This window comes from Streptomyces sp. NPDC005706, assembly GCF_040631045.1.
Taxonomy (GTDB): Bacteria; Actinomycetota; Actinomycetes; order Streptomycetales; family Streptomycetaceae; genus Streptomyces.
Window position 1 is genome coordinate 232058 of record NZ_JBEXYS010000007.1, and the last position, 13452, is coordinate 245509.

Here is a 13452-nt window from a genome sequence, read left to right on the forward strand (position 1 = left end):
CGCTGTGTCGCCGACGACACGTCAGCGTCTCAGGTCAATTGGACAGCGGCGCACGAGGAACGGGGCGGGAAGCGGCCATGATGGGACCAGCACACTCACTGTCGGGGGCCGCGGCCTGGCTCGGCGTCGGAGCGGCCGCCGCCGCGGCCGGGCACCCGATGCCCTGGCCCGTCCTTCTCGTCGGAGCGCTGATCTGCGCCGGTGCCGCGCTCGCCCCGGACCTCGACCACAAGGCGGCCACCATCTCCCGGGCCTTCGGGCCGATCTCCCGATGGATCTGCGAGATCGTGGACAAGCTCTCCTACGCCGTCTACAAGGCGACCAGGAAGAAGGGCGACGCCCGCCGCTCGGGCGGCCACCGCACGCTCACGCACACCTGGCTGTGGGCGGTCCTCATCGGTGCGGGCAGCTCCGGCGCGGCGATCGCCGGGGGCCGCTGGGCGGTGCTCGCCATCCTCTTCGTACACATGGTGCTGGCGATCGAGGGCCTGCTGTGGCGGGCGGCCCGCGGGTCCAGCAGCGACGTCCTGGTCTGGCTGCTCGCGGCGACCAGCGCGTGGATCCTCGCGGGGATCTTGGACAAGCCGGGCAACGGCTCGGACTGGCTGTTCACCGCGCCCGGGCAGGAGTACCTGTGGCTGGGTCTGCCGATCGTGCTGGGCGCCCTGATCCACGACATCGGGGACGCGCTGACCGTGTCCGGCTGCCCGATCCTGTGGCCGATCCCGGTGGGCCGCAAGCGCTGGTATCCGCTGGGGCCGCCGAAGGCGCTGCGCTTCCGGGCCGGCAGCTGGGTCGAGCTGAGGGTGCTGATGCCCGTGTTCATGCTGCTCGGCGGAGCGGGCTGCGCGGCCGCGCTCAACGTGATCTGACTCGGAGCGGCTCCTCAGGCCTCCTTGCCGGCCTCGCCCCCGCCGTAGCGGCGCTCGAAACGGGCGACGCGGCCCTCGGTGTCGACCGTGCGGGCCTTGCCCGTGTAGAAGGGGTGGCTCTCGGAGGAGATCTCCACGTCGATCACCGGGTAGGTCTCGCCGTCGTCCCATTCGATGGTCTGCTCGCTGTTCGCGGTGGACCGGGTGAGGAAGGCGTACCCGGCGGCGCGGTCCCGGAAGACCACGGAGTGGTAGTCGGGGTGCTTGTCCTGCTGCATGGCGGCTCCTCGTACGGGGCGGTCGGGCAGGGGGCGTCCCGGTCAGCCGGAGAGGGTGTCCTCGTCGACGATGTGCATCGCGGCCTCCTCGGCGGAGGCGGCGGCGCCGTCGATGCCGACGTCCGTGGCGACGAGGGCGCTCTCGTCGTCCTCGTGCGCGCCCTCGTCCGGGGCGACCAGGCGGCCGGAGCGCGAGGCGCCGACCTCGTTGTCGAGGAGTTCCCCGTCGGTCCCGTCGCAGTCACCGATGCCGTCCCCGTCGGGGGCGGCGGACTCGGGCAGCTCCTCGGCGAGCCGCTGGTCCAGGGTCTCCCCGGTCAGGCGCTCGCCGGCGGTCACTCCGGTGTGCTCCACCGCCCACGGCCGCTCGGGAGGGGACCAGCCCCGGTCGAGGGGATCGTCGACACCGTCGTTGTCCAGAGTGTCCTCGGCGTCGAGGATGCCCGAATCCTCCCGGATCTCCGAGGGATCGGGCTGGTAGACGTCATCCCCCCATCCGTCGGCGCTGTCCACGGGTACCTCCATGTGGTGAGGACGGCCTTGTGCCCCCAGGAGGGGCAGTGCGCCGTCGGCACGCCCGGCACCGGTTGCGTACGCCGGGACCCGACGGGTTCCCGGCCGTCCCCCGAGCCGGTGCCGCTATCCAGCCTTCCACCCCTGTTCGCCCCCGCGCAACGGCACGGGTGGTGGCCTGGGCTCGCGTACCCCGGCCGGACCGTACGGAACCGCCGTCCGGCCCCGCGTTCGTACACCCACCGCGACGCGTCCGTGTGCCCGGCCGCCGACCGGTCCGTTGGTCCGGCCGTTCGCGCTCGTCGGGCCGCGTCCGCGAGTCCGGACACGTCCGGGAGCCAGGGCGGTGCCAGGCCCGGTCGCCCGGCCACCGCCCGGCCCGACCGCGGGGCGCCCCGCGCCCGGGTACGCGATCTCGTCGCCGCGGGTTCGCCCGAGCCGTCCAGATGCCGGGCGCCCGGCCTCACCGCCGCACGCTCACCCGTGCCACGACCGCCACAGCGCCGCGTACGCCCCGTCCGCGGCGACCAGTTCCGCATGGCTGCCCAGCTCGCTGATCCGCCCGTTCTCCACGACGGCGATCACATCGGCGTCGTGGGCCGTGTGCAGCCGGTGGGCGATCGCGACCACCGTGCGGCCGTCCAGCACACGTGCCAGCGAGCGCTCCAGATGCCGGGCCGCACGCGGGTCGAGCAGCGAGGTCGCCTCGTCCAGGACCAGCGTGTGCGGGTCGGCCAGCACCAGCCGGGCCAGCGCGATCTGCTGGGCCTGCGCCGGGGTCAGGGCCAGCCCGCCGGAACCGACCTCGGTGTCCAGTCCGTCGTCCAGCGCCCGGGCCCAGCCGTCCGCGTCGACCGCGCCCAGGGCCGCCCAGAGCTCGGCGTCGGCGGCCCCGGTACGGGCCAGCAGCAGGTTGTCCCGCAGAGAACCCACGAAGACGTGATGCTCCTGGTTGACCAGGGCGACGTGCGAGCGGACGCGTTCCGCCGGCATCCGGGACAGTTCGGCACCGCCCAGGGTGACGCGGCCGTCCCGCGGCGCGTAGATCCCGGCGAGCAGCCTGCCCAGCGTGGACTTGCCCGCGCCGGACGGACCGACCAGGGCCAGCCGGGTGCCCGGGGCGACCTCCAGGGACACCTGGCGCAGCACGTCGACGCCCTCGCGGTAGCCGAAGCGCACCCGGTCGGCGTGCACGTCCCGGCCGCCGGGAGCAAGCGAGGGGTCCCCGGCGTCCGGCTCGATGTCCCGGACGCCGACCAGCCGGGCCAGCGACACCTGGGCCACCTGCACCTCGTCGTACCAGCGCAGAATCAGGTTCACCGGGTCGACGAGCATCTGCGCGACGAGCGCGCCCGTCGTCAGCTGGCCGACTCCGATCCAACCCCGCAGCACGAAGAAGCCGCCCACCATCAGCACCGAGCCGAGCACGGTGACATGGACGGCGTTGATGACGGGGAAGAGCACGGACCGCAGCCAGAGGGTGTAGCGCTCCCAGGCGGTCCACTCCTTGATCCGCCGCTCCGACAGGGCGATGCGGCGATCGCCCAGACGGTGCGCCTCGACCGTGCGGCCCGCGTCCACGGTCTCGGCGAGCGCGGCGGCGACGGCGGCGTACCCGGCCGCCTCCGAGCGGTAGCCGGAGGGCGCCCGTCGGAAGTACCAGCGGCACCCCGCCACCAGCACGGGTACCGCGAGCAGCACGGCGGCCGCGAGCGGTGGGGCCGTCACCACCAGGCCGCCGAGCAGCAGCAGGGCCCACACCACGCCGATGGCGAGCTGCGGCACCGCCTCCCGCATGGCGTTGGCGAGTCGGTCGATGTCGGTGGTGATACGGGACAGCAGGTCACCCGTGCCCGCCCGTTCCAGCACGCCCGGCGGCAACCCCACCGAGCGGACGAGGAAGTCCTCGCGCAGGTCGGCCAGCATCCGCTCACCGAGCATCGCGCCCCGCAGCCGCACCTGCCGCACGAACACGGCCTGCACGAGCAGCGCGAGCACGAACAGGCCGGCGGTCAGGCCCAGATGCAGCTCCCGCGCTCCGTCCGGCACCCGCTCGACGAGGCCGCCGAGCAGATAAGGGCCCACCATGGAGGCGACCACGGCGACGGTGTTGACGGCGACGAGGAGGAGGAAGGCCCGGCGGTGCCGGCGGAACAGTTCGGCCACGTAGGCGCGCACGGTCGCGGCCGCGCCGACGGGCAGCGTGGTGGCGGTCGTCGGGGCCGCCGGGTCGTACGCCGGTGGCGCAACGCCGATCACGCGCTCTCCTCGATCTCTTCCAGGGTGTCGAAGGCGCCCAGGAGGGCGCCCTGTCCGGGCACGTCCGCGTCCGCCGCGGCCCGTTCGTCGTCGGTCTCCCGCGTCACCACGGCCCGGTACCGCGGCTCCGTGTCGACCAGTTCACGGTGCACGCCGACCGCCACGACCTCGTCGTCGTGGACGAGGACGACCCGGTCCGCGTGGTCGAGCAGCAGGGGGGAGGACGTGAACACCACCGTGGTCCGTCCCGAGCGCAGCCGCCGCAGACCCTGCGCGATCCACGCCTCGGTGTGCGAGTCGACGGCGGAGGTCGGCTCGTCCAGGACCAGCACCTCGGGGTCGGTGATGAGCGACCGGGCCAGCGCGAGCCGCTGGCGCTGGCCACCCGAGAGGGAGCGGCCCCGCTCGGTGATCCGGGAGTCCAGCGGATCGGCGGCGTCCAGCGACCCCTGCACCAGCGCATCCAGCACGTCCTCGCACCGGGCGGCCGACAGCGCGTCCTCGGCCCGTACGGCACCGGACGCGGGTACGTCGAGCAGCTCGCGCAGCGTTCCCGACAGCAGCACCGGGTCCTTGTCCTGGACGAGGACGGCGGTGCGGGCGCTGTCGAGCGGCACGCCGCCGAGCAGCACCGGCGTACCCGCCTCGGCGGGGTGGCCGCCCAGGCGTTCCGCCAGCCGCCCGGCCGCGTCGGGATCGCCGCACACCACCGCGGTGAGCAGAGCGGCGGGCGCGAGCAGGCCGGTGGCCGGGTCGTACAGATCGCCTTCCGGCACCTCCGCTGCACGCGCTCCGCCGGCGTCCGTGGACCGCCGCAGCGACAGCACGCGCGCGGCCCGCTTGGCCGAGGGGCGCGAGAAGGAGTAGGCCATCGCGATCTCCTCGAAGTGCCTCAAGGGGTAGGTGAGCACCATCACCGCGCTGTAGACGGTGACGAGTTCGCCGACCGTGATGCGGCCCTGGCCGGCCAGGTGGGTGCCGTGCCAGACCACCGCGATCAGCAGCAGCCCCGGAAGCAGCACCTGGACCGCGGAGATCAGCGACCACATCCGGGCGCTGCGCACGGCCGCGTGCCGTACCTCCTGGGAGGCGCGGCGGTAGCGGTCCAGGAAGAGCTCCTCGCCGCCGATTCCGCGCAGCACCCGCAGGCCGGCCACCGTGTCCGAGGCCAGCTCGGTGGCCCGGCCGGCTTTCTCGCGCTGCACATCGGCGCGCCGGGTGGCCCGGGGCAGCAGGGGCAGCACGGCGAGCCCGACGACCGGCAGCCCCACGGCGACGACCACGCCGAGCGCGGGCTGGTAGACGACCAGGCCGACGCAGACCACGACAACGGTGAGCGCGGCGGCGGTGAACCGGGAGACGCCCTCGACGAACCAGCCGATCTTCTCCACGTCGCCGGTCGACACGGCCACCACCTCGCCGGCCGCGACCCGCCGGGTCAGCGCGGAGCCCAGCCCGGCCGCCTTGCGGGCCAGCAACTGCTGGACCCGGGCGGCGGCGGTGATCCAGTTGGTGACGGCCGACCGGTGCAGGAAGGTGTCGCCGACCGCGGTGGCCGTGCCGCACAACGCCATCAGGCCCCCCGCCAGGGCCAGTCGGCTGCCGGAGCGGTCCACGACGGCCTGGACGGCGAGACCGACGCAGAAGGGCAGCGAGGAGACGGCCACGAAGTGAAGCAGGCCCCAGGCCAGCGCCTTGAGCTGGCCGCCCAGCTGGTTGCGCCAGAGCCACCACAGGAGATGAGGACCCGAACGCGCGTCAGGTACGCCCGGATCGGGATACGGAAGGTCTTGGATTCGCATGACGTCCCAGTGGCTCGTGTCAGGGCGGGTGGGGGAGCGGCAACAAACCGTGAAAGGGTCGCGTCGCCAACCGGGGAATTTCAACCGGTTTTCCCCGGGCGGCCCGCGCGATTCGCCGGGTTCCGGCCAGGCGCGGAAGGCGACGGGCGAAAGCCGTGACCCGGCAGGGTGAATGTCCGGAAGATCGCGCGATGAGGCGACGGCCGATGTCAGCATGGGCCGCGTGCGGAGGGACATGGCGAGGCATGCGGCGTTGGTGGTGACGGCCGCCGGGACCCTGCTCATGGCCCTGGCGGCGTGCGGCTCCCCGGGCGGCGGAACCGGCGTCCAGGGGCCGGGCAGCCGGGCCGGCCGGTCCGGCACGGACGGGCGCGACCCGCATCGCGTTCCGGGCGTCGGTCCCGGACTGCTGCGTCGCATCCCGGAGGGTTCCGGACAGGTGGTGGCCGTCTACGGCGACGGCAGGAACTCGGCCCGCTCCACGGTCGTGCTCTACACCAGGCACGGGGAGGCGTGGCGGCGCGTCCGCGCCTGGCCGGCGCACAACGGCAGGAAGGGCTGGACCACGGACCACCGCTCCGGTGACCGGCGCAGCCCCGTCGGTGTGTACACCCTCACCGACGCGGGCGGCGTGCTCGACGATCCGGGCACCGAACTGCCCTACACGCAGGACCGGTCCTTCGCCGCCCCGCGCTGGTGGGCCAAGCCGTACCGGCACGACTTCGACTACGTCATCGCCATCGACTACAACCGGGTCCGGGGCACCCCGCCGAACGACCCGAGGCGGCCCGACGGCGAGGAGAAGGGCGGCGGCATCTGGCTGCACATGGACCACGGCAGCGGCACCTCGGGCTGCGTCAGCTTGTCCAGGCAGGCCATGGAGTTCCTGCTGCGCGAGCTGGATCCGGACCGGCGTCCCGTGGTGGTGATGGGGGACAGGGCGGACCTGACGGGCCGGTGAGGATGGCGCCACGCCTCATTGCGGGCCGGCCCCTGATCCCCGTAGAACCGGGGCCATGAGAAGACGGATAGTCATGTCCATGCTCACAGGGGCGACCCTCCTGGCGAGCACGCTCTTCGGTACCGGCGCGGTGGCCGCGGAGACGGCCGCACAAGCCGCCGACGCTCCCGCCGAGTTCGGCACCGACTGGCACGATCCGGTGACCGCCGCCCCGCCCGTCACCCGGCCGCACACCAAGTCCTGCCAGGTCACCCTGGCCGAGACCCAGTTCCGTGACTTCACGCCCTACCGGGGCGCGTACACACCGCCGCGGGGCTGCGGCGACCGCTGGAGCAAGGTCGTCCTGCGTCTCGACGGCAAGGTGAAGGGCCGTCAGTTCGACCGCCTCGGCTACCTGCACGTCGGCGGTGCCGAGATCCTGCGCACCTCGACACCGGAGCCGTCGCCCGACGGCATCGAATGGCACGTGGAGAAGGACGTCACCCGGTACAGCGACATCTTCCGCGGCCCCCAGGGCGTCGAGATGCTCATCGGGAACGTCGTCGACGACACCTACACCGGCGTCATCGACGTCAAGGTGACGCTCACCTTCTACCGGGGCCGCCCCGCCGCGCCGGCGCCCGATCGCGTCCTCACCCTCGCCGGCGCACCCGACGCCACCACCCTCACCACGCCACGCAACAGCGAGCGCATCGTCGCGGAGGTGTACGCCACCGGGTCCGGCGGCGGGTGCGAGGAGTTCTGGTACCTGACCGTGGCCGACCCGGCCGCGTACTCCTGCAAGGCCGACCACGGCCCGTACCGCGAGGTGCAGATCAAGGTCGACGGACAACTCGCCGGGATCGCCGCACCGTTCCCCCACGTGTGGACCGGCGGCTGGTCCAACCCCTTCCTCTGGTACGTCCTCCCGGCGCCGCGCGCCTTCGACGTCCGGCCCGTCGAGTACGACCTGACGCCGTTCGCCGCGCTCCTCAACGACGGCCGCCCGCACCGCGTCGAGGTCTCCGTGGTGGGGGTGCCCGCCGGGCAGCCGGGGTGGAGCGCCCCCGTGAACGTGCTCGTGTGGCAGGACGCGCACCGCGACCACGTCACCGGGGCGCTCACCCGTTCCGAGGCGACCGACGTCGCCGACTCCTCGGGCCACACGCCAGGTGCGGAGAACCGTGTCGACACCGAGGCCGGGCACCGGCTCACCGTCTCCGGATACCTGAACACCTCGCACGGGCGCGTGACCACCACCGTCACCCGCACCCTCGGCAACACCTCCGCACACCGCTGGACCGAAGGCGAGAACACGGACGGACTCGACGCCGCCTGGACGGACGACGAGACCGTCGCCGTCGAGGGGACCGGCCCGGCGCGGACGACGCACACCCACCGGACGTACACCATGAACGGTGCCACCACCCTCGGCACGGACGACCGGCTGCGCACCGTGCTCACCCTGGGTGACCGGGCCACGGAGGTGCGGCGCGAGGGCGGCCGGCGCACCGCGTGGTCGCGGCTCGACGACACCTACCGCGGCGACGCCGCGTACACGGTCGACGTCCCGCGTGACCAGCGGCACGCAGTCGGCACCTCCAGTGAGCGCTACCGCGTGGACGGCTCGGCGGGGTGCTACGACCGTTCGCTGAGCACGGCGCAGGGTGCGCTGACGGAGGACCGCCGCCGCTGCTGAGGCCGCCGGCCGTCCCCGCTCCCGCGCCACGAGGCGGAGCGGGGGCGGCCGCGTGCGTTCAGCAGGGTTTGGCGGTCTCCGAGTCGATCAGTGTGTCCAGGAGCACGCCGAGCACCGCGCGCTCCTTCTCCGTCAGCGGGGCGAGTATCTCCTCGGCGGCCGACCGGCGCGCCCCGCGCACTTCACGCAGGGTCTCCCGGCCCTCGTCCGTCAGCTCGATCCGGGTCACCCGCCGATTCGACGGGTCCGGCACCCGGCGCACCTTGCCGCCCGCCTCCAGGCCGTCGACCAGCGTGGTCACCGCGCGTGGCACCACTTCGAGGCGCTCGGCGAGGTCGGCCATGCGCGGGGGCGAGCCGTAGTGCGCGAGGGTGCGCAGCAGCCGGGACTGGGCCGGGGTGACGCCCAGCTCCCGTCGCTCCAGATGGCGCTTCTGGATGCGGTGCACCCGGCGGGTGAGCCGCAGCAACTGCTCGGCGAGCAGGCCGTCGGGATCGGGGGAGGTCATGCGGGAACAATATCAGGATGCCGTTCATTGTGAGTATAGGTAACAATGAGCTACGATCCGTCAGTCGTCGGCGGCCGGTCCCGGCCGCCGCCCGCCACCTCCGTAGGAGCCCATGCATCCCGAACGAGAACCCTCCTGGACCCCGCCCGCCGACGCCGGTGAGCAGCCCCGGCAGGTGCGCCGCATCCTGAAGCTCTTCCGCCCCTACCGCGGGCGCCTCGCGATCGTCGGCCTGCTGGTCGGCGCCTCGTCGCTGGTCTCGGTGGCCACGCCGTTCCTACTCAAGGAGATCCTCGACGTGGCGCTCCCCGAGCGCCGCACCGGCCTGCTGAGCCTGCTCGCGCTCGGCATGGTCCTGAGCGCGGTCCTCTCCAGCGTCTTCGGCGTCCTGCAGACCCTGATCTCGACCACCGTCGGCCAGCGCGTCATGCACGACCTGCGCACCGCCGTCTACGGCCGCCTGCAGCGCATGTCGCTCGCCTTCTTCACCCGCACCCGCACCGGCGAGGTGCAGTCCCGCATCGCCAACGACATCGGCGGCATGCAGGCCACCGTCACCTCCACCGCGACCTCGCTGGTCTCCAACGTCACCAGCGTCGTCGCAACGATCGTCGCGATGGTGGCCCTCGACTGGCGGCTCACCGTCGTCTCGCTGCTCCTGCTGCCGGTGTTCGTGTGGATCAGCCGCCGCGTCGGCAACGAGCGCAAGAAGATCACCACCCAGCGCCAGAAGCAGATGGCCGCGATGGCCGCCACGGTCACCGAGTCGCTCTCCGTCAGCGGCATCCTGCTCGGCCGCACCATGGGGCGCTCGGACTCGCTCACCGCGTCCTTCGCCGCGGAGTCCGAGCAACTGGTCGACCTCGAGGTCAGGTCCAACATGGCCGGCCGCTGGCGGATGGCCGTCATCACGATCGTCATGGCCGCGATGCCCGCCGTCATCTACTGGACCGCGGGACTCGCCCTCCAGCTCGGCGGCCCGCAGGTTTCGCTCGGCACCATCGTCGCCTTCGTCTCGCTCCAGCAGGGCCTGTTCCGCCCGGCGGTGAGCCTGCTGGCGACCGGCGTCCAGGTGCAGACCTCCCTCGCGCTCTTCCAGCGCATCTTCGAGTACCTGGACCTGCCCGTCGACATCACCGAGCGCGAACGGCCGGTCCATCTCGACGAGGTCAAGGGCGAAGTGCGCTTCGAAGACGTCGAGTTCCGCTACGACGGCAAGGGCGTCCCGGTCCTCGACGGCCTCGACATCACCGTGCCCGCCGGCGGCAGCCTCGCGGTCGTCGGTCCCACCGGCGCCGGCAAGTCCACCCTCGGCTGCCTGGTGCCCAGGCTCTACGACGTCACCGGCGGCCGCGTCACCCTCGACGGGGTGGACGTGCGCGACCTCGACTTCGACACGCTCGCGCGCGCCGTCGGCGTCGTCTCGCAGGAGACCTACCTCTTCCACGCCTCGGTCGCCGACAACCTCCGCTTCGCCAAGCCGGACGCCACCGACGAGGAACTGTACGCGGCGGCGCGGGCCGCCCAGATCCACGACCACATCTCCGCACTGCCCGACGGCTACGAGACCGTGGTCGGCGAACGCGGCCACCGCTTCTCCGGCGGCGAGAAGCAGCGTCTGGCGATAGCCCGCACCATCCTGCGTGATCCGCCGGTGCTCATCCTGGACGAGGCGACCAGCGCCCTGGACACCCGTACGGAAGCCGCCGTTCAGCAGGCCATCGACGCCCTGTCGGCCGACCGGACGACCCTCACCATCGCCCATCGGCTGTCCACCGTCCGGGGTGCCGACCAGATCGTCGTCCTGGACTCCGGCCGGGTCGCCGAACGGGGCACGCACGAGGAACTGCTCGGGCTGGACGGACGGTACGCGGCCCTGGTGCGCCGGGACGCCCGGCTGGAACCGGCGGGCTGACGTACGGCGGCCCTCGCCGACAAGCTGACGATATGTCGGGTTTATGACCATACGCGTATTACCGTGCCCGCATGCAGATGAACACTCCACCACGGAGCACGATGCGACTGACGCGCCGGGGCAAGCTCGTCCTCGTCGTGACCGGCGCCGTCCTGGCCGGCACCGCCGTGGCGGTGCCGCTGCTGAGCCTGGCGAACGGTCGTACGGAGCAGGCCAGGCCCCGCACCCTGGTCATCCCGGAGGGCCGGCGCGCGAACCAGGTGTACGAGGCCGTCGACAAGGCCCTCGAACTGCCCCCGGGCAGCACCCGTAAGTCACTCGCCAAGGCCGGCCTCAAGCTGCCCAAGGAGGCGGCGGGCAACCCCGAGGGCTACCTCTTCCCGGCGGTCTATTCCTTCGCGAAGGGCGCCACCCCCGAGTCGCTGCTGCGGCTCATGGTCGACAAGGCCAACAAGAAGTTCGACACGACACCGGTCGCCGCCGGAGCGCAGCGCAACACGCTGAACGTCTACCAGACGGTCGTCGTCGCCAGCATCGTCCAGGCCGAGTCGACCGCCAAGGCCGACATGGGGAAGGTGGCACGGGTCATCCTCAACCGGCTGCAGCGGGGCATGCCGCTGCAGGTGGGCTCCACGCTCAACTACGCGCTGAACCGCACCGGCGGCAACGCCGGCGACCACGCCGACTCGGCCAGCCCGTACAACTCCTACCAGCGCGTGGGGCTGCCGCCCACCCCGATCGGCAACCCCGGCCCGGAGGCGATGCACGCCGTGACCAACCCGCCGTCCGGCGACTGGCTGTACTACGTCACGGTCAAGCCCGGGGACACCCGCTTCACCGCCGACTACGCCGAACACGTGCGCAACGTCACCGAGTTCAACGCCCGTCACCAGAGCCCCGCACCGTCGCGGCAGCCCAGCGGCAGCCCCCGGCCGCCCGCGGCCACACAGTCGCCGCGCTGAACCGGCGGAACGTCAGGCGGCGAGCGGCCGGACCGGCTCCCCGGCCAGCAGCCGCACGATGTCCCGGACGGCAGCGCGCCCGGCCCGGTTCGCGCCGACGGTACTGGCCGAGGGGCCGTAGCCGACGAGATGGACGCGCGGATCGGCGGCCGCCCGCGTCCCCTCGACCCGGATCCCGCCGCCCGGCTCCCGCAGCCGCAGCGGTGAGAGGTGATCCATGGCCGCCCGGAAACCCGTGGCCCAGAGGATGACGTCGGCCTCCACCCGCCGGCCGTCGTCCCACTCCACCCCGTCCGGGGTGATCCGGTCGAACATCGTCCTGCGGTCCAGGACCCCGTCGGCGATACCCCGCCGGACGGCGTCGTTCAGGGGCAGCCCGGTGACGGAGACGACGCTCCTCGGCACCAGGCCCTGCCGAACCCGCTCGTCCACCAGCGCCACGGCCGCCCGGCCCGCCTCCTGGTCGAACGGGCCCTCACGGAAGACCGGGGGCCGCCGGGTGACCCAGGTGGTGGCGGCCGCGTACGGGGCGAGTTCCAGCAGATGCTGGGTACCGGAGGCACCGCCGCCCACCACCACGACCCGACGGCCCGTGAACTCCTCCGGCCCGGCGTATTGCGCGGTGTGCAACTGCCGTCCTCGGAACGTCTCCTGACCCGGACAGCGCGGCCAGAACGGCCGGTCCCAGGTACCGGTCGCGTTGATCAGCGCCCGCGTGGCCCAGCCGCCGTCCGAGGTCTCCACGACCAGCCGCCCTTCCCGTCCGTCGCTTCCCGGCCGTACGGCCGTCACGTCCACCGGACGGCGCACGCGCAGGTCGAAGGCCCGCTCGTAGCGGTCGAAGTAGGCGCCGACGACCTCCGCCGACGGCCGCGCCGGATCGGCGTCCGTCAGCTCCATGCCCGGCAGGGAGTGCATCCCGTGCACCTTGCCGTACGTCAGCGACGGCCAGCGGAACTGCCAGGCGCCGCCCGGCCCGGGGGAGTGGTCCAGGACCACGAAGTCGCGGTCCGGCCCGAATCCACCCCGCCGCAGGTGATAGGCGCTGGACAGGCCCGCCTGACCAGCGCCTATGACGACCACGTCGACCTCGCGCGTCTCGCTCACGCCCCTGCCAACAGCGGGGCGGCCACGGATCTTCCCGCCCGCCCGTCACCCGCCCGAGCACGGCCGGCGCCGTCTCCTCCCGGCGTGTGAAACCCGGCACATGGGTCAGGATGGAGGGCATGTCAGATGCCTTCACCACGCGAATGCTGAACGTCGCCACCGGTTCCCGGGAGCGGGTCGTCGATCTCACCGGCGAGTGCGCGGACTTCCTGCGGGAGGCCGCGGCCGGCCGCGACGGCCTGCTCAACATCTTCGTCCCGCACGCCACGGCCGGCGTCGCGATCATCGAGACCGGCGCCGGCAGCGACGACGACCTCCTCGCCGCCCTGCACTCCCTGCTGCCCGCCGACGACCGCTGGCAGCACCGGCACGGCAGCCCGGGCCACGGCCGCGACCACGTCCTCCCCGCGCTGGTGCCGCCGTACGCGACCCTGCCGGTCATCGGCGGGCACCTGGAGCTGGGGACCTGGCAGTCGGTCTGCCTCGTCGACACGAACAAGGACAACCGCGACCGCCAGGTGCGGCTGAGCTTCCTGGGCTGAGGACGGCCGCGCGACGCCGTACGCCTCCCGCGACGCCGACGTGCGGGGCGTGACC

At 73.0% G+C, this 13452-nt stretch carries 12 protein-coding genes; 6 read left to right on the forward strand and 6 right to left on the reverse strand.

The features are described from left to right. Window positions 1–77: 77 nt before the first annotated feature. Window positions 78–872: a metal-dependent hydrolase gene (locus ABZ478_RS16025; protein WP_359549458.1), complete on the forward strand. Its 795-nt coding sequence runs from the start codon at window positions 78–80 to the stop codon at window positions 870–872. 14 nt (window positions 873–886) lie between these two features. Here ABZ478_RS16025 and ABZ478_RS16030 read toward each other — a convergent pair whose 3' ends face one another. The 4 genes from ABZ478_RS16030 to ABZ478_RS16045 all read right to left on the reverse strand — a co-directional run bounded on the left by ABZ478_RS16030 (window position 887) and on the right by ABZ478_RS16045 (window position 5724). Then, window positions 887–1150: a type B 50S ribosomal protein L31 gene (locus ABZ478_RS16030; RefSeq protein WP_359549460.1), complete on the reverse strand. Its 264-nt coding sequence runs from the start codon at window positions 1148–1150 to the stop codon at window positions 887–889. Window positions 1151–1192: 42 nt separating this feature from the next. Next, complete coding sequence (locus ABZ478_RS16035; protein WP_359549584.1) at window positions 1193–1663, reverse strand: DUF5709 domain-containing protein; 471 nt, start codon at window positions 1661–1663, stop codon at window positions 1193–1195. Between the two features lie 477 nt (window positions 1664–2140). Further along, entirely contained in the window at window positions 2141–3922 is a 1782-nt protein-coding gene (locus ABZ478_RS16040; RefSeq protein WP_359549462.1) for an ABC transporter ATP-binding protein, read from the reverse strand. Beyond that, a complete protein-coding gene (locus ABZ478_RS16045; RefSeq protein ID WP_359549465.1) occupies window positions 3919–5724 on the reverse strand; it encodes an ABC transporter ATP-binding protein in 1806 nt (601 codons plus the stop codon). The genes ABZ478_RS16040 and ABZ478_RS16045 overlap by 4 nt, the downstream gene beginning before the upstream one ends. 235 nt (window positions 5725–5959) lie before the next feature. Here ABZ478_RS16045 and ABZ478_RS16050 point away from each other — a divergent pair, with 235 nt between their 5' ends. Together ABZ478_RS16050 and ABZ478_RS16055 are read left to right on the forward strand one after the other, a co-directional pair. After that, complete coding sequence (locus ABZ478_RS16050; RefSeq protein WP_359549468.1) at window positions 5960–6685, forward strand: L,D-transpeptidase family protein; 726 nt, start codon at window positions 5960–5962, stop codon at window positions 6683–6685. Window positions 6686–6740: 55 nt separating this feature from the next. Then, window positions 6741–8363, forward strand: coding sequence for a peptide-N4-asparagine amidase (locus ABZ478_RS16055; protein WP_359549470.1), 1623 nt, complete (start codon window positions 6741–6743; stop codon window positions 8361–8363). 58 nt (window positions 8364–8421) lie between these two features. On the opposite strand, the gene ABZ478_RS16060 is transcribed toward ABZ478_RS16055, so the two are convergent. Then, complete coding sequence (locus ABZ478_RS16060; protein ID WP_359549472.1) at window positions 8422–8871, reverse strand: MarR family transcriptional regulator; 450 nt, start codon at window positions 8869–8871, stop codon at window positions 8422–8424. 112 nt (window positions 8872–8983) lie between these two features. Here ABZ478_RS16060 and ABZ478_RS16065 point away from each other — a divergent pair, with 112 nt between their 5' ends. Together ABZ478_RS16065 and mltG are read left to right on the forward strand one after the other, a co-directional pair. Further along, the gene (locus ABZ478_RS16065; protein ID WP_359549474.1) at window positions 8984–10786 is read left to right on the forward strand and encodes an ABC transporter ATP-binding protein; all 1803 of its coding nucleotides are present in this window, start codon (window positions 8984–8986) and stop codon (window positions 10784–10786) included. A gap of 71 nt (window positions 10787–10857) precedes the next feature. Next, the gene (gene mltG, locus ABZ478_RS16070; protein WP_359549476.1) at window positions 10858–11748 is read left to right on the forward strand and encodes an endolytic transglycosylase MltG; all 891 of its coding nucleotides are present in this window, start codon (window positions 10858–10860) and stop codon (window positions 11746–11748) included. Window positions 11749–11760: 12 nt separating this feature from the next. Here mltG and ABZ478_RS16075 read toward each other — a convergent pair whose 3' ends face one another. After that, window positions 11761–12855 (reverse strand): NAD(P)-binding domain-containing protein, encoded by a 1095-nt coding sequence (locus ABZ478_RS16075; RefSeq protein ID WP_359549478.1) that lies wholly within the window; start codon window positions 12853–12855, stop codon window positions 11761–11763. A gap of 119 nt (window positions 12856–12974) precedes the next feature. Between ABZ478_RS16075 and ABZ478_RS16080 the strand changes: the two genes are divergently transcribed. Beyond that, window positions 12975–13397: a YjbQ family protein gene (locus ABZ478_RS16080; protein ID WP_199209570.1), complete on the forward strand. Its 423-nt coding sequence runs from the start codon at window positions 12975–12977 to the stop codon at window positions 13395–13397. Window positions 13398–13452 lie beyond the last annotated feature (55 nt).